Raw genomic sequence first — 21801 nt, 5'->3', positions numbered from 1 at the left:
TTACTCGCTCTCACCGTGTTTAAATTTCATCAGATCGCGGCGCTCTTTTTTATCCGGTCGCCGGTCCGGGTGGGGCATGGTCAGCGCATTCATTTTGCGCGCCAGCGCAGTCTTCTCGCGCTTTTCAATGCTTTCCGCCGTCTCTTCATAAAGCAGGACGGCTTCCGGGGCGGGCCGTCGTTGTTCGGTAATGGCTTTAATCACTACCGTACGTTCATCGTTGCCCTGACGCAGCGTTAAGGTGGCATTCAGCTCAACCAGCTTGCTTGGTTTGCTGCGCTGGCCGTTGTAATGCACCTTTCCGCCGTCAATCATCTCGCGGGCAAGGGCGCGCGTTTTATAAAAACGCGCCGCCCACAGCCATTTATCCAGTCTTACCCCGTCAGAGGGTTTTTCTTTCATGGCTTCTCCTTCACGGTCAGTGAGGGGATCATCTGGCGGTAGTCGTTCAGTCCCGGGTGGCGCAGATAGCTTTTTTCAGCCAGGCCAGAGTCAGGATTGGTGACGCCCAGACAATAGCGAATGCCAAACCTTGCCGCGGAATCCAGAATGGGCTCGCTGTCGTCAATGAACAGCGTACGTTCCGGCTGCAAGCCCGTCTCTTCCGTCACCGCATGCCACAACCGCTGATCCTCTTTCGGATAACCAAATGTGTGGGTGGAAAGTAATAAATCAAGGTGTGATGCCAGACCCGTATGCTCCAGCTTCACGGCCAGGTTATGGGGATGCGCATTGGTCAGCAAAATACGGCGTTTGCCGCTTGCTTTCAGCGCGTCCAGGAACGGAACCGTATCCTCGCGCAGTACGGCGCGTGGACCCTGGGCGGTGGTCATGGCACAAATATCCAGACCGAGGCGCTCGCTCCAGTAGTCCAGACAGTACCAGTTTAGCGTATGTTGCACGGCGCTATATTGCGAACGAATGAATGCCTGCGCTTCTGCCGGGGAGATTCCCTGCTGCTCGCCATAGGTTTCCGGCACCAGCGTTTGCCAGAAATAGTTATCAAAGGCGAGATCGAGCAGCGTGCCGTCCATATCCAGCAGAACGGTGTCGACCTGCTGCCAGTCGATATCAAGATGCATAGGGGGGAACTCCAGCCAGAAGAAACGTGCGCGACAGGGTAGCACATCTTGTCGCGCAACGACGTTATCAGATCAGGCTCTCAGAGGAGGGGATCAGCTTAGGATTGAGGCAATTTTCATAATATTGCTGGATCTCTGCAAGCCGGGTGCGTGAGCGCTGGTAGCGTCGCAGGGCCATAAAGCCGTTCCAGAAAATGGCGATCAGCATCGCGGTCATCAGCAGAGAGGTGCCGATGTAGCGCCATAAACCTGCGCTATCCGGCATCCGGTGCAGGCCGATATGGCGAGTGCCGTTGGCATCAGTATAAACACTCGTGACAATCCCTTCTGCGCTGAACGGCGTTTGCATCAGCATCTGCGCCAGGCGCTGGAACTGGCTCCACTGCTCCTGCGCCGGGTAGTCATAAAGCGCAACCTGCGGGTAAGGCTGATCGACCAGGTCGCTGCCTTCATCGCTTGCAATCACAAAGCCGCCCGGTGCCGGGCTGTTCAGCGCCTGAGCCGCCCGGGTGGTCTCGCGCATCATAAACGGTGATGTGGAGGTGGCGACCAGGTTATCCAGCGATTCAGCACTCACCGGACGCAGCAGCACGTTGACGCCATCCAGTCGTCCCGCTTCGGCGCGCTTTACCAGCGAGTCCCAGTCTTTACTGTTCCCGAGGTTGACCAGGGCATTTTTAAGACGTATGCACTCATCCTGCGAAGAACAGAGATCCTGCGTTTTCAGAACGATGTCACCAAAATCATCCAGCAGAACCATGCCTGATTTTTGAATAGCCGAACGCAGCGCAGGGCTGACGCGCGAATCATCGTCCGGTTTCGGGTGCAGCTGGCGGTTAACCGTCTGGGTAAGCGCCGTGGCTTTATTCACCACTTCTGATTCCGGCAGCGGCAGCGGCGGTGCGTCGTTCCAGATAATTTGTGAGCAATCGAACGGCATAAACGGCGAGTTCTGGCGCGTGTTCCATGCCCCCGGCGTGTGAATATTACACATCCCGGTTCCCTTCAGGCGCAGCGTGTCTCCCACGCGCACACCGGCTTCATCCAGCTTGTTGACGCTGGTCGCTTCAATGGTTTGCGCCCCTTTGATCCACGACAGGGTGAATTTGATGGGCATATCCAGCGGTACGAAAAGCAGCAGCATGACTAAGACCAGCGCCGCGCCCCCGGCAATGACCGTGCTGCGAAGCCAGTGCTGAAGCGGGAAATTTTTCACTTCATCATGCAGGGATAAGAAGCGTCCCTGACGCACAACGTGGCGGTCAAGGTAGATATCAATATCGGTTTTCTGGCCTAAATCCTGCGCGATCCACGGTTGCCAGTGGCGCGGGTAGATCAGGTCAATAATCCCGAGCGAGATATTGTTGAGGTGTTCCTGATCGTTTTCACCGAACAGACCCCAGCGCTTTGGCGTCCCGCGCAGGCAGTGGATCTCGCGCAACGAGGTTTTGGCCGGCGGAGCAAAGAGCCCCCAAAGCCCGCCCGCCAGCAGCAGCACCGCACCGCCCGCCAGCCAGGGGACAAACACATCCGGCGTCAGCAGGCAGATAAAAAAGAGCAGGAAAGCGGCGACGATCAGCAGAGCTTCACGAATGCCGTCCGGGCGGCTCAGGGCGTATTCTTCATGGGTTTCCTGGCGAATGTTCAGCAGTTCAATCTGCTCTGTCTCTTCGCCACGAATGGAGGCCTGCGTTGAACTGGCGCGTTCCAGCGCAAAACGCGGGGCTTCCTGAAGATATTCATTCAGCGTGTGGCCGTTAAGCGAGATAACCAGAGGCAACGAATCGGTGTGAATCAGCTCAACGCTGTTTTCGTCATTAATGTATTGCTCCCATGACGGAGGCAGATGCACTTCGACGGAATCAAGGTAATAGCGCCACTTGTTGGGGTCATCAGTCGTGATGCCATAGCGCGTGATGGATCGCGTCACGCAGAGCACGGTATCACTCTGGGCATTAAGCTTTAACGCCACGGGCGCAGCGGTGGCACCCGTTGGCCCAGGCGTGAGCTGAGTACGGTTCAGGATTTCGAGATAGTTTTCAACCGCATCGCGCTCGTCTTGCGTGAGTTTACGCGTGGTCGCGCCCGCAAATGCAGTTAAAAAAGGCAGGCGATAACGGCGCTGTATGCGGCGCCTGTACAACCACCCTGCAACCAATGCGCCGGCCAGCATAGCAGCGAGAACAATCAAAATGGTGCTCATGCTTTCCCCATCTTACTTATCTTCTTACAGGTGTAGTCAGTAGCACCTTTACATTGAATGAGAGTCTGTGGCTGGCTATCGGCAAGTATGGAGTCGAACTTGAGCATTCTGAAGCGCATCCCAGTGACCGGTGATGATAGCAAAGCCTGTTATGGCGCGATATCAGCAAATTCCTGGAAACATTTCAACCTCTTGACATTTGTTTTGAATTGAGGATTGATCCCTGCTACGTTGCATAAATGTAAATAAAGAACGATTGACATTGCCGAAACCGTGCGGCGTATCGCACAATAACGCCAGTTCTCACTGCTAAGACCCATCACGATGAGCAAACCACTACAAAAACCCACCATTCTGAATGTTGAAACAGTCGCCAAATCGCGCCTGTTTAATGTCGAAAGTGTGGATCTGGAGTTCAGCAACGGTGTGCGTCGCGTTTATGAACGTATGCGCCCCTCGTCGCGCGAAGCGGTGATGATTGTGCCGATTGTCGACGATCATCTGATTTTGATCCGCGAATACGCTGTGGGAACGGAATCTTACGAGCTTGGGTTCTCGAAAGGGCTGATCGACCCGGGCGAAACCGTCTTTGAAGCGGCAAACCGCGAGCTGAAAGAAGAGGTGGGGTTCGGGGCGAATGAGCTTTCATTCCTGAAAAAACTGAGCATGGCGCCGTCCTATTTTTCCAGCAAAATGAATATCGTGGTGGCGGAAGATCTCTATCCTGAATCGCTGGAAGGGGATGAGCCGGAGCCGCTGCCGCAGGTTCGCTGGCCGCTGGCGCACCTGATGGACCTCCTGGAAGACCCTGACTTTAATGAGGCTCGCAACGTGAGCGCGCTGTTCCTGGTACGGGAGTGGTTGAAAGGGCAGGGGCGACTGTAGCCCATAAAAAATGCCGGGTGGCGGCTTCGCCTGACCCGGCCTACGCTGTGTTGCCCGGTTTTTACCGGGCATTTTTACATTTAGAACAGCTCGTGCGTTTCGCCGTTATCGATAATCTCTGTACCCACCTCATGCACCGCCTGTGTGGTTGGCTGTGTGCCCTCGATGAAATACTCCTCGCGACTATTACCGCCGTTGGCGAGCTGGCCCGTGCTGCGGTCGATATTGACCGTCACCACGCCAGGCGGTGGCGTCAGCGGCTGCTCCGGCACGCCTTCAAGAACGGCCTTCATGTAGGCGTCCCAGGCTGGCTGCGCGCTCTTCGCGCCGCCTTCGTAGCCGGAAATCTGATCTTTAATCGCGCCGGAGGCCGTGGTACGCCCTAAATCGCGGCGGTGATCGTCGAAGCCGATCCAGACCGAGGTCACCACGCCCGGACCGTAACCGGAGAACCACGCGTCTTTCGAGCTGTTGGTTGTCCCCGTTTTACCGCCGATATCATGGCGCTGCAGATCGCGTCCTGCGCGCCAGCCGGTACCCTGCCAGCCTGGCTCACCGAAGATGTTGGTGTTCAGCGCGCTTTTGATCAGGAAAGACAGCGGCGTGTTGATCACATGCGGGGCGTATTCCTGCGCGCCGGTCTGCGCCACCAGCGCCTGGTTCGCCTGCTCGAGCTGCGGCTGCGGCACCACGCCGCTCTGCTGCTCCTGCGACACGGCAGGGTCTTCCATGTCCTTGTTTTCAAGTACTTCAGATTTCGGCGTATTGCCATAAATGACCGGAATATCGCAGTCAGGGCAGGCAATTTTCGGCTTCGCCTCGAACAGCACGCCGCCCTGATCGTTCTCGATCTTGCTGATGAAGTACGGGTCAATCAGGAAGCCGCCGTTGGCCATCACCGAGTATCCACGCGCGACCTGAAGCGGCGTAAAGGAGGCTGAGCCTAACGCCAGCGACTCGGTGCGAACGATGTTCTGCGCCGGGAAACCGAAGCGCTGCAGATACTCTGCGGCATAGTCGACGCCCATGGCGCGCATGGCACGCACCATCACCACGTTTTTCGACTGTCCCAGACCCTGACGAAGACGAATCGGGCCGGCATATTCCGCAGGGGAGTTTTTCGGCTGCCAGTCGGAACCCGCCCCCGCATCCCAGCGGGAGATTGGCACGTCGTTGAGGATGCTGGCGAGGGTCAGGCCCTTATCCATCGCGGCCGTGTAGAGGAACGGTTTGATATTGGAACCGACCTGACGCAGCGCCTGGGTGGCACGGTTAAATTTGCTCTGGTTGAAATCGAACCCGCCGACCAGGGCCAGTACAGCACCGTTCTGCGGATTGATAGAAACCAGGGCCGAGTTGACGTCCGGCACCTGCGCCAGCCACCAGGATTCGCCAACCTTGCGCACCCAGATTTGCTGCCCGGTCTGCACCGCATCGGTCACTTTACGCGGCGTGGCGCCCTGCAGGGTATCCGAGCGGTACGGACGCGCCCAACGGATACCGTCCATGCGCAGGGAGACGGACGTACCGTCCGCCAGCGTCGCAACGGCTTCCTGAGGATCGGCCTGCGTCACCACCGCAGGAAGGAGCGGCCCGTAGGTAGGCAGTGCTCTCAGCGTACTGATGATTTTTTTGCTGTCCCACGCGCTTTCGCCCACCTTCCAGAGCACGTTTGACGGGCCGCGATAGCCGTGACGCATATCGTAGTCCATCACGTTGTTGCGCACCGCGTCCTGCGCCGCCTGCTGCACTTTACGGGTGACGGTGGTGTACACGCGATAGCCATCTTCATAGGCCTTGTCGCCATAGCGATTCACCATCTCCTGGCGAACCATTTCGGTCAGGTAAGGCGCAGAGAAGGCGATCTCCGGAGCATGGTAGTTAGCGTCAATGACGTCGTTGCGCGCCTGGTCGTACTCGCTCTGGCTGATATAGCCTTCGCTCAGCATACGTGACAGGACGACGTTACGACGCGCGGTGGCGCGATCGAGCGAGTAGAGCGGGTTAAACGTGGACGGCGCTTTTGGCAGACCGGCGATAGTGGCCATTTCGCTTAAGGTGAGTTGCTCCACAGGCTTACCGAAGTACACCTGCGCAGCCGCCCCCACGCCATAGGCACGGTAGCCCAGGTAGATTTTATTGAGGTACAGCTCAAGGATCTCGTCTTTGCTCAGCAGCTGCTCAATACGGATCGCCAGGAACACCTCTTTGATCTTACGGGTCAGCGTCTTTTCAGGGCTGAGGAAGAAGTTACGCGCCAGCTGCTGCGTAATGGTACTCGCCCCCTGAGAGGCGTGACCAGAGAACAACGCAATGCTCGCGGCACGGAAAATCCCCACCGGATCGACACCGTGGTGCTCGTAAAAACGGCTGTCCTCAGTGGCGATAAAGGCTTTCACCATCACGGGTGGAATTTGGTTTAAGGTCAGCGGGATACGACGCTTCTCGCCATACTGCGCCATGAGCTCGCCATCGGCGCTATAGACCTGCATCGGGATCTGGAGACGCACATCGCGAAGCGTGGCGACATCAGGTAGCTGTGGCTCAATATATTTGTACAAACCGTAAATCGAGCCTGCTCCCAGCAGAATGCAACAGACTGCAAGGATGAATAAATACTTTACGAACTTCACCGGAGATTTCCCATTTGGTTTCACTTGGGCAGTTTCTAAACAATCGCGCGGTAGTATAAAGGCAAGCCTGATTCATTGATATAGCCGTCAGGGCGACGGGCGATAAGGAGATCGTGAAGCATGGCCTTCAAAACATGGCAAACGGGCGTTCATATTCAACAGGATAGGGTGCTGATCGTGGCGCTGGACCGGGTGAAGTCCGGCTGGCGTCTGCGACGCTGGTGGGCAATCCCGCTGGCCGAAGGCATCATTCGTGACGGCAAAATTTGCCAGCCAGAACAGCTGGTTGATGCGTTGCGCGACTGGCGAAAAACGCTGCCGCACGCTCATCGGGTGTTCCTCTCTTTCCCGGCAGCACGTACCCTGCAGCGGTCGCTTCCCCGCCCGACCGTTGCGCTGCGCGACAGCGAGCAGCTCTCATGGCTGGGTAGCGCGCTCGCCCGCGAACTGGAGATGTCTGACGATACCCTCTGTTTCGACTACGCCCAGGATACCTTCAGCAATACCTTTCACGTGACGGCCGCACAAAACAACGAGGTCGATACCCTTCTGGCGCTGGCGAAAACGCTGCGTTTGCGGCTGGTGACCATTACCCCGGATGCCAGCGCGCTGACGAATCTTCTTCCCGCAGTGGCGCCAGCGAAGTGCGTCGCCTGGCGGGACGATCGGCAGTGGCTCTGGGCGATGCGCCACCAGTGGGGACGCCGCTTAACTACCGAAGCAGAAAACGTGGCCGAGCTGGCGGCGCTGCTGGCGCTTGGTCCGGATGACATCGCGCTGTTTGATTGCCAACGTGATCCGTGGGAAATCCTGGAACGCTGCCATGCTCCGCTGCCGGAATGCGGGGCTGATTATACCGTCGCGCTGGCGTTGGCCATGAGCGAGGTGCCCGGATGAGCATCCTGAATTTTCTGCCCTGGCGACAGCAGCGGCGCGCGCGATGCCTGCGCTTCTGGGGCGCAATGTGTATCGGCACAGTACTGTTGATGTTCGTAGTCATTGTTTGTCTGCGGATGAACCAGTTCGTGAAACTGCGCGCGCTGCAAACGGATCTGACGGGAATGCAGTCCGTGCAGCACGCGCTTGTCGCCCGGCAAAAACTGGCCGCACAGGCGCAGCTCCCCGTGCAAACCAGGCAACGACGCGCATGGCAACCGGTGCTGGCCTCCCTTTCCCGCGCCATTCCTGCACAGGTCTGGCTGACAGAGCTGCGCTATCAGCCGCCTGCGCTGATATTGACCGGTTACGCTATCACCCTGCCGGCCCTCTCTGCTCTGCGCGATGCGCTTGGCCAAATAGCGGGCTTTACGCCCGGGACGCCGGGCGAGCTTCGTCAGGATAGTCGGGGGCACTGGCTGTTTACGCTTCATCTCAAAAGCGAGGGGTAACGCGTGAATACCTTGTTAGAACGCTGGTGCGAAAGCCGTCCCTGGCATCGGGTACTCTGCTGGTGCCTGGGGAGTCTCCTGGCAGGGCTGTTCGCGTGGGGCGCGTTGCTCAGACCGGTAGACAGGCAGTGTGCTGAACGACAACACCAGCTGATTGAGGATGTAAGCACTAACGCATCGTTATGGCCTGTTGTCAGAAAGGGGCCGTTTCGTCCGGACTCTGCGAAGGCTCGGGCGCTGACGCCGTTCTCCCCGCTCGATTTTCAGGGCGATGAGACGACGCTGGTTCACTGGAAGCCGCTGCAGAATGGAGGGGAGCTGGCGCTGGATGCTGAGTGGCAGGCCATTCCGGAACTTTTTTCCCGGCTGGCACAGCAGGATGTGGAGATCGCCGCTTTCGCAATTGCGCCACAAGGTAGGGCGTTACGCCTGCAGCTGGAGCTGGAACATGCGAAATAGCGCGCGATGTTTGCTGGTTTGCTCAGTGCTGCTATTGACCGGTATGCGCGATCCGTTTCGTCCCCCGGACGATCCTTGCGCCATTGGCGAGCTGGCGCAGTGGCGCTTTCGCGGCATGGTGGAAGGGCAGGAGACTATCGGCATTTTACAGGATGGGGAAAAGCGCTGGCACCGGCTGAAAATGCATGAGCGCTTCCCGGCTGGCTGGAGGATAACCGCCGTCAATGCAGCGGAGCTGGCGGTTGATGTGGGTGACACCTGTGACCCGGGAAAATGGACGTGGCAACGAGAAGGAACGGACAAAAATGAATTTACGGATAATGCTGTGGCTGCTGGCGTTCAGCCAACCGCTGTGGGCCGCCGCGCCAAAACCGGTCACGCTGGTGGTGGATGACGTGCCTGTGGTCCAGGTGTTACAGGCCCTGGTCGCACAGGAGAACCGTAATCTGGTGGTATCGCCTGATGTCAGCGGTACGCTTTCGCTTAACCTGACGCGCGTCCCCTGGAGGCAGGCGTTACGGACGGTCGTCTCCAGCGCCGGGCTCGTCTTGCGCGAGGAGGGCGGCATTTTTTACGTGCATACCGCGGCCTGGCAGCGTGAACAGCGGGAGCGTTCAGAACAGGAACAGGCGCGTCGACAGCTTGATGCCCCGCTGGTCACTCAGGGCATTCCCTTTTCTTATGCCGACGCCGGGGAGCTGCAAAAAGCCGCGGAAAAACTCCTGAGCCCAAAGGGGAGTTTATCCGTCGACACGCGTACTAACCGCCTGCTGATTCGGGATAACCAGGCTGCGGTGGATACGCTGCAGCGCTGGGCCGCCGAGATGGATATTCCCGTCGAGCAGGTCGAACTGGCGGCGCATATTGTGACCATCAACGAAAAAAGCCTGCGCGAGCTGGGGGTGAAGTGGAATCTCGCCGACGCTACCGACGCGGGCAAGGTGGGGCAGCTCACGACGCTGGGCAGCGATCTTTCTGTCGCCAGCGCCACCAGCCACGTGGGGTTTAATATCGGTCGGATTAACGGCAGGTTGCTTGATCTGGAACTTTCAGCGCTGGAGCAAAAACAGCAGGTCGATATTATCGCCAGCCCGCGGCTGTTGGCCTCGCATATGCAACCGGCCAGTATCAAGCAGGGCAGCGAAATTCCGTATCAGGTCTCAAGCGGGGAAAGCGGCGCCACCTCCGTTGAGTTTAAAGAGGCGGTACTCGGAATGGAGGTCACACCGGTAGTATTGCCGGGGGGACGCGTGCGCCTGAAACTACACATCAGCGAAAATATGCCGGGACAGGTTCTGCAGCAGGCCGATGGCGAAACGCTGGCTATCGACAAGCAGGAGATAGAAACCCAGGTGGAGGTAAAAAGTGGAGAAACGCTGGCGTTGGGCGGAATTTTTTCCCAGAAGAACAAAACCGGCAGTGACAGCGTACCCGGTCTGGGAAGCATCCCCTGGATTGGATCGCTTTTTCGTCATGACGGGAAAGACAACGAACGGCGTGAATTAGTGGTGTTTATTACACCACGTCTGGTCGGTATTCGCTGACGGGTAACGATCCCCGCAATGATTTTGCATTCAGTTTGTTGCAGATGTTTGACGTGGGGCATGAATTAGCATACAAGGAGTACCGATTTGAGTTGGACTTACGTCTTATTACCTTATGCGCCCGGCGCGGTGATTTAATCAGTTGCCAAACAAGCCGGAGTATTGAGATAATTTTTAGTCTGACTCTCGCTCTATTGCATATGAGGTTTCAGTTCATGTCCTGCTACGCCGGGTGTCTGCGAAGCGGGGATTACCATTAACGAATAGTCTTAGTAGTACCGATAAAATGGCAGAGAAACGCAATATCTTTCTGGTTGGGCCTATGGGTGCCGGCAAAAGCACTATTGGGCGTCAGTTAGCTCAACAACTCAATATGGAATTTTACGATTCTGATCAAGAGATTGAGAAACGAACCGGAGCTGATGTGGGCTGGGTTTTCGACGTAGAAGGCGAAGAAGGTTTCCGTGACCGAGAAGAAAAAGTGATCAACGAACTCACGGAAAAACAGGGCATCGTTCTGGCAACAGGCGGCGGCTCTGTGAAATCTCGCGAAACCCGCAACCGTCTCTCCGCCCGTGGCGTAGTGGTCTATCTTGAGACGACCATTGAGAAACAGCTGGCACGTACGCAGCGCGATAAAAAGCGCCCGCTGCTGCAGGTTGAAACGCCACCACGCGAAGTTCTGGAAGCGTTGGCCGATGAACGCAATCCGCTGTATGAAGAGATTGCCGATGTGACCATTCGTACCGACGACCAGAGCGCTAAAGTGGTTGCAAACCAGATTATTCATATGCTGGAAAGCAACTGATTCTGGCTTTATATACACTCGCCTGCGGGTAATAGCATTAAAGGTGGATGTCGCGTCATGGAGAGGATTACAGTTACTCTCGGGGAACGTAGTTACCCTATCACCATCGCGGCTGGTTTGTTTAACGACCCAGCTTCCTTTTTACCACTGAAAGCGGGTGATCAGGCGATGCTGGTCACCAACGAGACGCTGGCTCCGCTTTATCTCGACCGCGTACGCCACCTGCTTGAGCAGGCGGGCGTAAAAGTCGACAGTGTGATTCTCCCCGATGGCGAGCAGTATAAAAGCCTGACGGTACTGGATACCGTCTTTACCGCATTGCTGCAAAAACCGCATGGTCGCGATACAACACTGCTTGCCCTGGGCGGCGGTGTTGTGGGCGATCTGACCGGCTTTGCGGCCGCAAGCTATCAGCGTGGTGTCCGCTTTATTCAAATCCCTACCACGCTGCTGTCCCAGGTCGACTCCTCTGTGGGTGGCAAAACGGCAGTGAACCATCCGCTTGGCAAAAACATGATTGGCGCGTTCTATCAGCCCGCATCGGTGGTGGTGGATCTCGACTGTCTGAAAACCCTGCCGAAGCGCGAACTGGCTTCGGGTCTGGCGGAAGTGATCAAATACGGCATTATTCTGGATGGCGAGTTCTTTAACTGGCTTGAAGAGAATATGGATGCGCTGCTGGGCCTCGATGAGGCAAAACTGGCATACTGCATTCGTCGTTGCTGTGAGCTGAAAGCAGAAGTTGTTGCCGCAGACGAGCGTGAAACGGGCTTACGTGCTTTACTGAATCTTGGGCATACGTTTGGTCACGCGATTGAAGCCGAAATGGGTTACGGCAACTGGCTGCACGGTGAAGCCGTCGCGGCCGGCATGGTGATGGCTGCCCGCACCTCTGAACGCCTTGGGCAGTTCAAACCGGAAGAGACGGCACGTATCATTGCGCTGCTTGAGCGTGCAGGTTTGCCGGTGAACGGGCCGCAGGAGATGTCGGCGCAAGCGTATTTACCCCACATGATGCGCGATAAAAAAGTATTGGCAGGTGAGATGCGTCTTGTACTCCCGCTTGCAATAGGGAAGAGTGAAGTGCGCGGCGGAGTGCCGCACGATGTCGTTCTTGGCGCTATCGCTGACTGTCAGCAGGCGTAACAACTAGAAAGGTCAGGCCACTGTCGCAGGTGGTCGTTTAGCTTCAGGTGAAATGCAAAGTCGTTGGCATAAGCCTTTGAGTGGGGTGTTAAATGGATGAATTCAAACCAGAAGACGAGCTGAAACCCGATCCCAGCGATCGTCGTACTGGTCGTTCTCGTCAATCTTCAGAACGTGATAACGAGCCGCAGATCAACTTTGACGATGTTGATCTGGATGCAGACGATCGTCGCCCTTCGCGCAGCCGCAGCGCGCACGAAGAGCGAGCAGAAGAGGATTATGAGTCCGAAGAAGATTCAATGGACGAACAGCCTGTAGAGCGTCGCCCGCGTAAACGTAAAAAAGCCGCTGCGCCAAAACCGGCTTCCCGCCAGTACATTATGATGGGCCTTGGCGTTCTGGTGCTTGTGCTGCTGATTGTCGGCATTGGCTCCGCGCTTAAAGCACCGTCAACGAACTCAACCGAGCAAACGGCTTCCGCTGAGAAGAGCATCAACCTTTCCGGTAACGATGCGTCCAATCAGGCGAATGGCGCACAGCCAGCGCCGGGTGCTACTTCCGCAGAGCAGACCGCCGGTAACACCACAGCGCCGCAGGATGTTTCTCTGCCGCCCGTTTCTTCAACCCCAGCTCAGGGTCAGGCACCTGCTGCGCCTGAAGGTCAGCAGCGTGTGGAAGTTCAGGGAGACCTGAACAATGCGCTGACGCAGCCGCAGAACCAGCAGCAAGTTGATAATGTCGTGGTTAACTCTACGCTGCCAACTGAACCTGCAACCGTTGCCCCGATTCGCGGTGGTAACGCTCAGCCGCAAACGGCCGCGACGGAAACCAAACCGCACCAGACGCAGACTGCGACACGTCCTGAACGTAAGCAGGCAGTGATTGAGCCTAAGCGTGAAACTAAACCTCAGGCAGTGGTAAAAGCGCCTGAAGTGAAAGCCGTACCGGCCCAGCCGAAACGCACGGAAACGGCTGCGGTGAGCGAGCCTGCTAAAGCGCCCGTCACGCAGACTGCGCCGAAAGCCACGGCGACCACCACGGCACCGGCTGCCACAGCGGCACCAGCCGCGACGGCAACCGCATCCAGCAGCGCGGCAGGTAAAACGGCAGGTAACGTCGGTTCGCTGAAGTCTGCGCCTTCCAGCAACTACACGCTGCAGCTGAGCAGTTCGTCTAACTACGACAACCTCAACAGCTGGGCGAAGAAATCAAATCTGAAAAACTATGTTGTTTATCAGACGACCCGTAACGGTCAGCCGTGGTATGTGCTGGTGAGCGGTGTTTATTCGTCAAAAGATGAAGCAAAACGTGCCGTAGCGGCGCTGCCAGCTGACGTTCAGGCGAAGAACCCATGGGCGAAGCCGATTCATCAGGTTCAGGCCGATCTGAAGTAATGTTTAAAGCGCAGGATGCTGTCGGAGCTTTCTCCACAGCCGGAGAAGGTGTAATCAGTTAGTCAGCATGAAAAAAAATCGCGCTTTTCTGAAATGGGCAGGGGGGAAATACCCCCTGCTCGATGATATTAAAAAGCACCTGCCTGAAGGCGAGTGTCTTATCGAACCTTTCGTGGGTGCGGGATCGGTGTTCCTCAACACCGATTTTTCTCGTTATATCCTGGCGGATATCAACAGCGACCTTATCAGCCTCTATAACATCGTTAAGCTCCGTACCGATGAGTATGTCGCAGAGGCGCGCAAGCTGTTTACGCCCGAGAACAATAACCCGGACGTTTACTACCAGTTCCGCGCGGAGTTTAACCAGAGCCAGGATCCGTTCCGCAGAGCCCTGCTGTTCCTCTATCTCAATCGTCATGGTTACAACGGCCTGTGCCGGTATAACCTGCGCGGGGAATTTAACGTGCCGTTTGGTCGCTACAAGCGCCCGTATTTCCCACAGGACGAGCTTTATCACTTTGCTGAAAAAGCGCAGAACGCGGAGTTTCATTGCCTCTCCTATGAAGAGTGTATGGAACTGGCAGGCGTCAATTCGGTGGTTTACTGTGACCCCCCATACGCGCCGCTGTCTGCGACGGCGAACTTCACCGCCTACCACACCAACAGCTTCAGCCCTGCCGAGCAGGCGCGTCTGGCGGAGATGGCGGAAAAGCTGGTCAGCAAAAGAATTCCGGTGTTAATTTCGAATCACGACACGCCTGATACGCGCGAATGGTACAAAGCCGCGAAGCATTTTCAGGTAAAGGTGCGGCGTAGCATTAGCAGCAACGGCGGCACACGTAAAAAGGTGGACGAACTCCTGGCTCTTTATCGCCCCTGAGCCGTTTTGCCCGCCGGTAAACACATTTCAAGGAGAAGCGGATGAAACAGTTTTTGATTGCTCCCTCAATTCTGTCGGCCGATTTTGCCCGCCTGGGTGAAGATACCGCCAACGCACTGGCGGCTGGCGCGGATGTCGTCCATTTCGACGTGATGGATAACCACTACGTTCCTAACCTGACCATCGGTCCGATGGTGCTCAAGGCGCTGCGTAACTATGGCATTACCGCCCCGATCGACGTTCACCTGATGGTGAAACCGGTTGATCGCATCGTGCCTGACTTCGCCGCGGCGGGTGCCAGCATCATCACCTTCCATCCGGAAGCCTCTGAACATGTGGATCGCACGCTGCAGCTGATCAAAGAGAACGGCTGTAAAGCGGGTCTGGTGTTTAACCCGGCCACGCCGCTGAGCTATCTCGACTATGTCATGGACAAGCTGGACGTGATCCTGCTGATGTCCGTTAACCCCGGTTTTGGCGGCCAGTCATTCATTCCTCACACGCTGGATAAGCTGCGTGAAGTCCGCCGTCGTATCGACGAGTCAGGCTACGACATTCGTCTGGAAGTAGACGGCGGCGTGAAAGTGAATAACATTGGTGAAATTGCGGCGGCAGGCGCGGATATGTTCGTTGCTGGTTCAGCCATTTTCGACCAACCGGATTACAAAAAAGTCATCGATGAAATGCGCCGCGAGCTGGCGAAGGTAAGTCATGGATAAATTACAGGCTATTCGGGGGATGGCATTCGACCTCGACGGCACGCTGGTTGACAGCGCGCCGGGCTTAACGAGCGCCGTCGACCAGGCGCTGTATGCACTTGAACTCCCCGTTGCGGGTGAAGAGCGCGTCGTCACGTGGATTGGCAACGGCGCCGATGTTCTGATGGCGCGCGCGTTGACGTGGGCGCGTCAGGAGCGTGCGTCGCAGCGTTCCGCCCAGGGTAAACCGAGCGTCGATCACGCGGACATCCCGCAGGAAGAGCAGCTGCGTATTCTGCGCAAACTGTTCGATCGTTTCTATGAAGAGACCGTCGAGGAGGGCAGCTTCCTGTTCCCTGACGTTCAGGAAACGCTGAGCGCGCTGCACGCGAAGGGCATCCCGCTGGGTCTGGTGACCAACAAACCCACGCCGTTTGTCGCACCGCTGCTGGAAGCGCTCAATATCGCGAAGTATTTCTCCGTGATTGTGGGCGGCGACGACGTGCAGAACAAAAAGCCCCATCCGGAACCGCTGCTGCTGGTGGCAGGAAAATTATCCTTAACGCCTGCGGAGCTGCTCTTTGTCGGCGATTCCCGCAATGATATTCTGGCTGCCCGCGCGGCCGGTTGTCCTTCCGTGGGGTTAACCTATGGCTACAACTACGGTGAAGCCATCACGCTGAGTGAGCCGGACGTCGTTTTCGACCACTTCAAAGATTTGTTGCCCGCACTCGGGCTTTCGCACAGTGAACATCAGGAATTGAACAATGACTAAGCCCATCGTTTTTAGTGGCGCACAGCCTTCAGGTGAATTGACCATTGGTAACTACATGGGTGCGTTACGTCAGTGGGTCAGCATGCAGGATGACTACCATTGCATTTACTGCATCGTTGATCTCCATGCGATTACCGCCCGTCAGGATCCTGAGAAGCTGCGCAAAGCCACGCTGGACACCCTGGCGCTGTATCTGGCCTGCGGCATCGATCCGGAGAAGAGCACCATCTTCGTTCAGTCTCACGTGCCGGAGCACGCGCAGCTGGGCTGGGCGCTGAACTGCTACACCTATTTTGGCGAGCTGAGCCGCATGACGCAGTTCAAGGATAAATCCGCGCGCTACTCTGAAAACATCAACGCCGGACTGTTTGACTATCCGGTACTGATGGCGGCAGACATCCTGCTGTACCAGACAAACCAGGTACCTGTCGGCGAAGACCAGAAGCAGCACCTGGAGCTGAGCCGCGATATCGCCCAGCGCTTTAACGCGATCTACGGCGATGTGTTTAAAGTACCAGAGCCATTTATTCCGAAGTCCGGCGCACGCGTGATGTCGCTGCTGGAGCCGACCAAGAAGATGTCCAAGTCTGACGATAACCGCAACAACGTTATCGGCCTGCTGGAAGATCCGAAATCGGTTGTCAAAAAGCTCAAGCGCGCGGTGACCGATTCCGACGAGCCGCCAGTCGTGCGCTACGACGTGCAGAACAAAGCGGGCGTCTCCAACCTGCTGGATATCCTCTCGGGCGTCACCGGCCAGAGCATCCCTGAGCTGGAAAAACACTTCGAAGGCAAGATGTACGGCCACCTGAAAGGCGAAGTGGCAGATGCCGTTTCCGGTATGCTGACCGAGCTGCAGGAGCGTTATCACCGCTACCGTAACGACGAAGCGTTCCTGCAGAAAGTGATGAAAGAGGGGGCGGAAAAAGCCAGCGCGCGCGCGTCCGAAACCCTGAAAGCGGTGTATGAAGCGATTGGGTTTGTGGGTAAACCTTAAGTTTGCTTTGCCGGGTGGCGGCTTCGCCTTACCCGGCCTACGGGACCGTGTAGGTCGGGTAAGCGTCAGCGCCACCCGACAAAAAACACACTCTCCAAAACTAAAAAACCGGGATATCCCGGTTTTTTTATGCCTGTAAAACGCTTACTGCTGTGCCGCCGGGCCGCAACCACCGATGATCTTCGAAATGGAGATCGCCGGGTGCAGCAGGTAATCGTAGCTGCAGTTATTTTTGGTGTTTTGAACGTGACCGGTGCAGGCCGTCAGCGTCGATAACAGGCCAACCAGAACGGCGGCTTTTGCCAGTTTGAACATATGCATTCCTTGTCTAAAAATGGATGTAATACGAGGGAATAAATGGAAAAGTTCCACTATGCGAGCGGTATGGTATCGGTAGGCGTAAGAGGGGAGTAGTCCGCTTAAGGACTACTCCAGGAAGGGAGAATATGAGTTAGTGATTCGAGAACCAGTTCAGCCTGTCGCGCAGTTCAACCACGCGGCCCACCACAATCAGCGCCGGGCTTTCGACCTGCTGCGCCAGCTCGCCTAACTGCGTCAGCACGCCATTCACCACGCGCTGCGTAATGGCGGTGCCGTTTTCGACCAGCGCGACGGGCATATCCGCATTCATACCGTGCTCCAGCAGCTTCGCCTGAATCGTGGCGGCCTGATTGAGCCCCATGTAGAACACCAGCGTCTGCTTTTCGGCGGCCAGGTTATGCCAGTCCAGCTCGCTGCCGGTCTTCAGGTGGCCCGTCACCAGACGTACGCTCTGGGCGTAATCCCGGTGGGTCAGCGGAATGCCAGAGTACGCTGAACAGCCGGACGCCGCCGTAATGCCGGGCACCACGGAGAACGGAATACCCGCGTCGCACAGGGTTTCCAGCTCTTCACCGCCGCGTCCAAAGATAAACGGATCGCCCCCCTTCAGGCGGACCACGCGTTTTCCCTTTTGCGCTTCGCGCAGCAGGATCTGGTTAATCTCCTCCTGCGGCACGCAGTGGTAGCCCGCGCGCTTGCCCACGAAAACGCGGTCGGCGTCGCGGCGCACCAGGTTCATGATGTCATCGGAGACCAGACGGTCGTACACCACGATATCCGCCTGCTGGATCTGCTGTAGCCCTTTCAGCGTCAGCAAACCCGCATCTCCGGGGCCTGCGCCCACCAGCACCACTTCGCCGCGATGGTCCAGCGGTTCGCTTAGCAACTGCTCGGTCGTCTCTTCAACGGCTTTGGTGTCCTGATTCGCCAGCGACTGCGCCAGCCTGTCGTTCACAAAGAATTTTTCCCAGAAGCGACGGCGCTCGCCCACGGTCGCGAAGGTTTGCTTCACGCGTGAACGCAGCTGACCGGCATAATGCGCAATCTGGCCAAGGTGTTGAGGCAACAGGGCTTCCAGTTTTTCCCGCAGCAGACGCGCGAGAACCGGCGAACGTCCCCCGGACGATACCGCAATCATCAGCGGCGAGCGGTCGATAATCGACGGCATGATAAAGCTGGCCTCTTTCGGCGCATCCACCACGTTGCAGAAGATACGGCGCGCTTCGCAGGCGTCGCTCACGCGCTGGTTCACTTCATCGTCATCCGTCGCGGCAATGGTCAGCCAGCAGGTGTCCAGCAGGGATTCATTAAACGCACCCTGTTCCAGCGTGAGCATCCCTTCCTGGGCCCAAACCTCAAACTGGGGGGCGAAGGACAGGGCATTCACGGTCAGGCGGGCGCCAGCCTCTAACAGCAGGCGCGCTTTGCGCTCGGCCACGTCGCCGCCGCCCACGAGCAGGCAGTCGCGGTTGCGTAATTGACAAAAAATCGGCAGGTGATCCACGACGTTACCTCACAGCATTCATGGCGGGGGAAGAATTGACGTCAGGATAACAGCAGGAATCGTACAGAACATACGGTTTTTCCTGCCGTTACCCATAAGGGGTCATAAGCCTTTCCTATTGAAAAGGCGAGGGGTTACGCTTTCAGCTGCACCTCGCCGTCCTTCACGCGGACGTCGTAGTGTTTGACCGAGAAGCTTTCATCTTCCATGCAGAGTCCGTCGGTTAAGCGGAAACGCTGCTTTTTCAACGGGCTGGCGACCCACAGTTCACCCTGGTGCTCGGCAATCAGTCCGCGGGAGAGCACGCTGGCCTCAAAGAACGGGTCGATATTGCTGATGGCAAAAACCTGTTCATCGTGGCGAGGGCGGAAAATCGCCACCTGCTCGTTGCCCAGCAGCGCACAGACGCCGGTGGCGGGGAGAATGTCGTTAATATTGCAGATGTTTACCCACTGGCTCATGCGTTTTCCTCCACCAGCGTGACCGGAATACGTTCATACGGCGTGGCCGGACGATGCTGTTCGCGCTCCGGCACAACCTGTACGTTCGGGTCGCGCTGGGTGCTGTTGATAAAGTGTTTGAAGCGCGTCTGCGCCGCCGGGGTGTTGACGGTTTCCGTCCACTCGCAGATCACCGCCTCGCGCAGGCGCGCCATCTCCGCTTCCAGATGTTCGTTCAGGCCCAGCTTGTCGTCGATAATGACCGATTTCAGGTAGTCGATGCCGCCCTCGAGGTTATCGAGCCAGGAGGCGGTACGGGTCAGCTTATCGGCGGTACGGATGTAGAACATCATGAAGCGGTCGAGATACTGAATCAGCGTGTCGCGATCGAGATCCGCCGCCAGCAGGTCCGCATGGCGCGGTTTCATCCCGCCGTTGCCGCATACATACAGGTTCCAGCCTTTTTCGGTGGCAATAATACCCACGTCTTTACCCTGCGCTTCCGCACATTCGCGGGTACAGCCGGAGACGCCGAACTTCATTTTGTGCGGGGTACGGATGCCTTTGTAGCGGTTTTCCAGCTCAACGCCGAAGCCCACGCTGTCGCCGACGCCGTAGCGGCACCAGGTGCTGCCCACGCAGGTTTTTGCCATGCGCAGCGCTTTGGCGTACGCGTGGCCGGTTTCGAAGCCCGCTTCAATCAGCTGACGCCAGATTTCCGGCAGGTCGTCCTTCTGCGCGCCAAACAGGCCGATACGCTGGGAGCCGGTAATTTTGGTGTAGAGGTTAAATTCACGTGCGATACGGCCCACCGCGACCAGCCCTTCCGGCGTAATTTCACCACCGGCAGAGCGTGGAATCACGGAGTAGGTGCCGTCTTTCTGGATGTTGGCCAGGAAGTTGTCGTTGGTGTCCTGCAGCGGCGTGTGCTCGGGTTTGAGCACGTACTCGTTCCAGCAGGAGGCCAGCAGGGAGCCGACGGTCGGTTTACACACCTCACAGCCGTAGCCCTGGCCGTGCTTCGCCAGCAGTTCGTCGAAGGACTTGATACCTTCCACGCGGATCAGGTGATACAGCTCCTGGCGAGAGTAAGCGAAGTGTTCGCACAGGTTGTTGTTCACTTCGATGCCCTGTTTCGCCAGCTCGGCGTTCAGCACCTGAGTGACCAGCGGAATACAGCCGCCGCAGCCGGTACCGGCTTTGGTTTCCGCTTTCAGCGCCGCAACGGTGTGGCACCCTTTGTTGATCGCGGAGATCAGCATGCCTTTGGTGACGTCGAAGCAGGAGCAAATCTGCGCGCTGTCCGGCAGTTTATCCACGCCGATGGACGGCTTACCGCTGGAGGCATGCGCCGGGAGGATCAGCGCGTCCGGGTTTTCCGGCAGCTCGATAGCGTTGAGCACCAGCTGGAGCAGGTTGCCGAAGTCGCTGGTGTCGCCCACCAGTACCGCGCCGAGCAGGGTTTTGTTGTCCTGGCTGACGATGAGACGTTTGTAGACCTCTTTGCTTTCGTCGAGATAGACGTAGCTGCGCGCGCCGGGCGTGCGGCCATGCGCATCGCCAATACCGCCTACGTCCACGCCCAGCAGCTTCAGCTTGGCGCTCATGTCTGCGCCGGTGAAGGCGTTTTCGCTGCCGAGGATATGATCCACGGCGACCTGCGCCATTTTGTACCCTGGCGCGACCAGGCCGAATACGCGGTTGTTCCAGCTGGCGCATTCGCCGATGGCGTAAATATCCGGGTCGGAGGTCTGGCAGGTGTCGTTAATCATGATCCCACCGCGCTGCGCGACGGCCAGGCCGCACTGCGTTGCCAGCTTGTCGCGCGGGCGGATGCCGGTGGAGAAGACGATGAAGTCCACTTCCAGCTCGCTGCCGTCGGCAAAGCGCATGGTCTTGCGTGCTTCAGTCCCTTCCTGAACGATCTCTTTGGTGTTTTTGCTGGTGTGAACTTTCACGCCCATGCTTTCGATCTTACGGCGCAGCTGATCGCCACCCATGTGGTCGAGCTGTTCGGCCATCAGCATTGGCGCAAATTCGATAACGTGGGTTTCAACCCCGAGGTTTTTGAGCGCGCCAGCCGCTTCCAGACCCAGCAGACCGCCGCCGACCACTGCGCCGCGTTTGCTTCGACGCGCGCAGGATTCGATGGCGTTGAGGTCCTCAATCGTGCGATAAACGAAGCAATCCTGCGTTTCCGAGCCTTTAATGGGTGGGATCCACGGATACGAGCCCGTCGCCATGATCAGCTTGTCGTAAAAAACCGTACGGCCGGCGCTGGAGTGGATCACTTTTTCCTGACGGTTGATGGTGATAGCGCGTTCGCCCACCAGCACTTTTACGCCATGCTTCTCGTAGAAACCTTCACGCACCAGAGAGAGCTCTTCGGCGGTATGATGGGAGAAGTAGGAAGACAGGTGCACACGGTCGTACGCCTTGCGGGGTTCTTCACAGAACACGGTAATATCGAACTGCTCAGCATCGGCTTTATCGAGAAGATCCTCAATAAAGCGGTGGCCGACCATGCCGTTACCGATGATAGCGAGTCTGACTTTGCTCATTATTGCCTCGATTTCTTTTCTATTATTGCCTACCTTAACGATTCAGCAGGGGCGCTTATTGATGCAAATCAAATACGCCTTCG

The 21801-nt window shown here is 57.2% G+C and carries 21 protein-coding genes; 13 read left to right on the top strand and 8 right to left on the bottom strand.

The annotated features are described in order from the left end of the window. From hslR to C6A40_RS11940, 3 genes are all read right to left on the bottom strand, one after another. Complete coding sequence (gene hslR, locus C6A40_RS11950; protein WP_008503044.1) at window positions 1-402, bottom strand: ribosome-associated heat shock protein Hsp15; 402 nt, start codon at window positions 400-402, stop codon at window positions 1-3. Further along, entirely contained in the window at window positions 399-1082 is a 684-nt protein-coding gene (yrfG, locus tag C6A40_RS11945; protein WP_045333909.1) for a GMP/IMP nucleotidase, read from the bottom strand. The genes hslR and yrfG overlap by 4 nt, the downstream gene beginning before the upstream one ends. 67 nt (window positions 1083-1149) lie before the next feature. Next, on the bottom strand, window positions 1150-3285 hold the full coding sequence (locus C6A40_RS11940) for an intracellular growth attenuator family protein (protein WP_058657457.1): 2136 nt from the start codon (window positions 3283-3285) through the stop codon (window positions 1150-1152). Window positions 3286-3609: 324 nt separating this feature from the next. On the opposite strand from C6A40_RS11940, the gene nudE reads away from it, so the two are divergent. Then, window positions 3610-4170, top strand: coding sequence for an ADP compounds hydrolase NudE (nudE, locus tag C6A40_RS11930; protein ID WP_008503041.1), 561 nt, complete (start codon window positions 3610-3612; stop codon window positions 4168-4170). A gap of 80 nt (window positions 4171-4250) precedes the next feature. Here the strand turns inward: nudE and mrcA are convergent, their stop codons facing one another. Next, on the bottom strand, window positions 4251-6803 hold the full coding sequence (gene mrcA / locus C6A40_RS11925) for a peptidoglycan glycosyltransferase/peptidoglycan DD-transpeptidase MrcA (protein WP_023294724.1): 2553 nt from the start codon (window positions 6801-6803) through the stop codon (window positions 4251-4253). Between the two features lie 120 nt (window positions 6804-6923). Here mrcA and pilM point away from each other — a divergent pair, with 120 nt between their 5' ends. From pilM to trpS, 12 genes are all read left to right on the top strand, one after another. After that, complete coding sequence (gene pilM, locus C6A40_RS11920; protein ID WP_045333914.1) at window positions 6924-7700, top strand: pilus assembly protein PilM; 777 nt, start codon at window positions 6924-6926, stop codon at window positions 7698-7700. Then, window positions 7697-8191: a PilN domain-containing protein gene (locus C6A40_RS11915; RefSeq protein ID WP_045333916.1), complete on the top strand. Its 495-nt coding sequence runs from the start codon at window positions 7697-7699 to the stop codon at window positions 8189-8191. The genes pilM and C6A40_RS11915 overlap by 4 nt, the downstream gene beginning before the upstream one ends. 3 nt (window positions 8192-8194) lie before the next feature. Continuing rightward, window positions 8195-8650 (top strand): HofO family protein, encoded by a 456-nt coding sequence (locus tag C6A40_RS11910; protein WP_045333918.1) that lies wholly within the window; start codon window positions 8195-8197, stop codon window positions 8648-8650. Further along, window positions 8640-9044 carry a HofP DNA utilization family protein gene (locus C6A40_RS11905; RefSeq protein WP_045333922.1) on the top strand — a complete coding sequence of 135 codons (405 nt, stop codon included), beginning with the start codon at window positions 8640-8642 and terminating at the stop codon, window positions 9042-9044. The genes C6A40_RS11910 and C6A40_RS11905 overlap by 11 nt, the downstream gene beginning before the upstream one ends. After that, window positions 8956-10194: a DNA uptake porin HofQ gene (gene hofQ, locus C6A40_RS11900; RefSeq protein WP_045333924.1), complete on the top strand. Its 1239-nt coding sequence runs from the start codon at window positions 8956-8958 to the stop codon at window positions 10192-10194. The genes C6A40_RS11905 and hofQ overlap by 89 nt, the downstream gene beginning before the upstream one ends. A gap of 286 nt (window positions 10195-10480) precedes the next feature. Then, on the top strand, window positions 10481-11002 hold the full coding sequence (gene aroK / locus C6A40_RS11890) for a shikimate kinase AroK (protein WP_003861630.1): 522 nt from the start codon (window positions 10481-10483) through the stop codon (window positions 11000-11002). A 57-nt stretch (window positions 11003-11059) separates the two neighbouring features. Further along, the gene (gene aroB, locus C6A40_RS11885; protein ID WP_021242200.1) at window positions 11060-12148 is read left to right on the top strand and encodes a 3-dehydroquinate synthase; all 1089 of its coding nucleotides are present in this window, start codon (window positions 11060-11062) and stop codon (window positions 12146-12148) included. Between the two features lie 92 nt (window positions 12149-12240). After that, a complete protein-coding gene (damX, locus tag C6A40_RS11880; protein ID WP_045333925.1) occupies window positions 12241-13542 on the top strand; it encodes a cell division protein DamX in 1302 nt (433 codons plus the stop codon). A 67-nt stretch (window positions 13543-13609) separates the two neighbouring features. Continuing rightward, window positions 13610-14422 (top strand): adenine-specific DNA-methyltransferase, encoded by an 813-nt coding sequence (gene dam, locus C6A40_RS11875; RefSeq protein WP_008503033.1) that lies wholly within the window; start codon window positions 13610-13612, stop codon window positions 14420-14422. A 41-nt stretch (window positions 14423-14463) separates the two neighbouring features. Next, complete coding sequence (gene rpe, locus C6A40_RS11870) at window positions 14464-15141, top strand: ribulose-phosphate 3-epimerase (RefSeq protein WP_008503032.1); 678 nt, start codon at window positions 14464-14466, stop codon at window positions 15139-15141. Continuing rightward, complete coding sequence (gph, locus tag C6A40_RS11865; protein WP_045333927.1) at window positions 15134-15895, top strand: phosphoglycolate phosphatase; 762 nt, start codon at window positions 15134-15136, stop codon at window positions 15893-15895. Before rpe ends, gph begins: the two co-directional genes overlap by 8 nt. Next, window positions 15888-16892, top strand: coding sequence for a tryptophan--tRNA ligase (gene trpS / locus C6A40_RS11860; RefSeq protein ID WP_045333928.1), 1005 nt, complete (start codon window positions 15888-15890; stop codon window positions 16890-16892). The genes gph and trpS overlap by 8 nt, the downstream gene beginning before the upstream one ends. 144 nt (window positions 16893-17036) lie before the next feature. On the opposite strand, the gene C6A40_RS11855 is transcribed toward trpS, so the two are convergent. From C6A40_RS11855 to nirB, 4 genes are all read right to left on the bottom strand, one after another. Beyond that, window positions 17037-17207 (bottom strand): YhfL family protein, encoded by a 171-nt coding sequence (locus tag C6A40_RS11855; RefSeq protein WP_008503029.1) that lies wholly within the window; start codon window positions 17205-17207, stop codon window positions 17037-17039. A gap of 136 nt (window positions 17208-17343) precedes the next feature. Beyond that, window positions 17344-18717 carry a siroheme synthase CysG gene (gene cysG / locus C6A40_RS11850; protein ID WP_023326222.1) on the bottom strand — a complete coding sequence of 458 codons (1374 nt, stop codon included), beginning with the start codon at window positions 18715-18717 and terminating at the stop codon, window positions 17344-17346. Between the two features lie 134 nt (window positions 18718-18851). Further along, window positions 18852-19178, bottom strand: a complete 327-nt coding sequence (gene nirD, locus C6A40_RS11845; RefSeq protein WP_008503027.1) for a nitrite reductase small subunit NirD — start codon at window positions 19176-19178, stop codon at window positions 18852-18854. After that, window positions 19175-21718 carry a nitrite reductase large subunit NirB gene (nirB, locus tag C6A40_RS11840; protein ID WP_021242204.1) on the bottom strand — a complete coding sequence of 848 codons (2544 nt, stop codon included), beginning with the start codon at window positions 21716-21718 and terminating at the stop codon, window positions 19175-19177. Before nirB ends, nirD begins: the two co-directional genes overlap by 4 nt. Window positions 21719-21801 lie beyond the last annotated feature (83 nt).

Origin of the sequence: Enterobacter sp. GER_MD16_1505_Eko_090 (assembly GCF_003331015.1) — a bacterium.
In the GTDB taxonomy this organism is placed as follows: domain Bacteria; phylum Pseudomonadota; class Gammaproteobacteria; order Enterobacterales; family Enterobacteriaceae; genus Enterobacter; species Enterobacter roggenkampii.
This window is presented reverse-complemented; position numbering and strand designations above follow the sequence as displayed.

Coding starts and splice junctions, on each gene's coding strand:
- hslR (WP_008503044.1), bottom strand. CDS start 402: ATGAAAGAAAAACCCTCTGACGGGGTAAGACTGGATAAATGGCTGTGG.
- yrfG (WP_045333909.1), bottom strand. CDS start 1,082: ATGCATCTTGATATCGACTGGCAGCAGGTCGACACCGTTCTGCTGGAT.
- C6A40_RS11940 (WP_058657457.1), bottom strand. CDS start 3,285: ATGAGCACCATTTTGATTGTTCTCGCTGCTATGCTGGCCGGCGCATTG.
- nudE (WP_008503041.1), top strand. CDS start 3,610: ATGAGCAAACCACTACAAAAACCCACCATTCTGAATGTTGAAACAGTC.
- pilM (WP_045333914.1), top strand. CDS start 6,924: ATGGCCTTCAAAACATGGCAAACGGGCGTTCATATTCAACAGGATAGG.
- C6A40_RS11915 (WP_045333916.1), top strand. CDS start 7,697: ATGAGCATCCTGAATTTTCTGCCCTGGCGACAGCAGCGGCGCGCGCGA.
- C6A40_RS11905 (WP_045333922.1), top strand. CDS start 8,640: ATGCGAAATAGCGCGCGATGTTTGCTGGTTTGCTCAGTGCTGCTATTG.
- hofQ (WP_045333924.1), top strand. CDS start 8,956: ATGAATTTACGGATAATGCTGTGGCTGCTGGCGTTCAGCCAACCGCTG.
- aroK (WP_003861630.1), top strand. CDS start 10,481: ATGGCAGAGAAACGCAATATCTTTCTGGTTGGGCCTATGGGTGCCGGC.
- aroB (WP_021242200.1), top strand. CDS start 11,060: ATGGAGAGGATTACAGTTACTCTCGGGGAACGTAGTTACCCTATCACC.
- damX (WP_045333925.1), top strand. CDS start 12,241: ATGGATGAATTCAAACCAGAAGACGAGCTGAAACCCGATCCCAGCGAT.
- dam (WP_008503033.1), top strand. CDS start 13,610: ATGAAAAAAAATCGCGCTTTTCTGAAATGGGCAGGGGGGAAATACCCC.
- rpe (WP_008503032.1), top strand. CDS start 14,464: ATGAAACAGTTTTTGATTGCTCCCTCAATTCTGTCGGCCGATTTTGCC.
- gph (WP_045333927.1), top strand. CDS start 15,134: ATGGATAAATTACAGGCTATTCGGGGGATGGCATTCGACCTCGACGGC.
- trpS (WP_045333928.1), top strand. CDS start 15,888: ATGACTAAGCCCATCGTTTTTAGTGGCGCACAGCCTTCAGGTGAATTG.
- C6A40_RS11855 (WP_008503029.1), bottom strand. CDS start 17,207: ATGTTCAAACTGGCAAAAGCCGCCGTTCTGGTTGGCCTGTTATCGACG.
- nirD (WP_008503027.1), bottom strand. CDS start 19,178: ATGAGCCAGTGGGTAAACATCTGCAATATTAACGACATTCTCCCCGCC.
- nirB (WP_021242204.1), bottom strand. CDS start 21,718: ATGAGCAAAGTCAGACTCGCTATCATCGGTAACGGCATGGTCGGCCAC.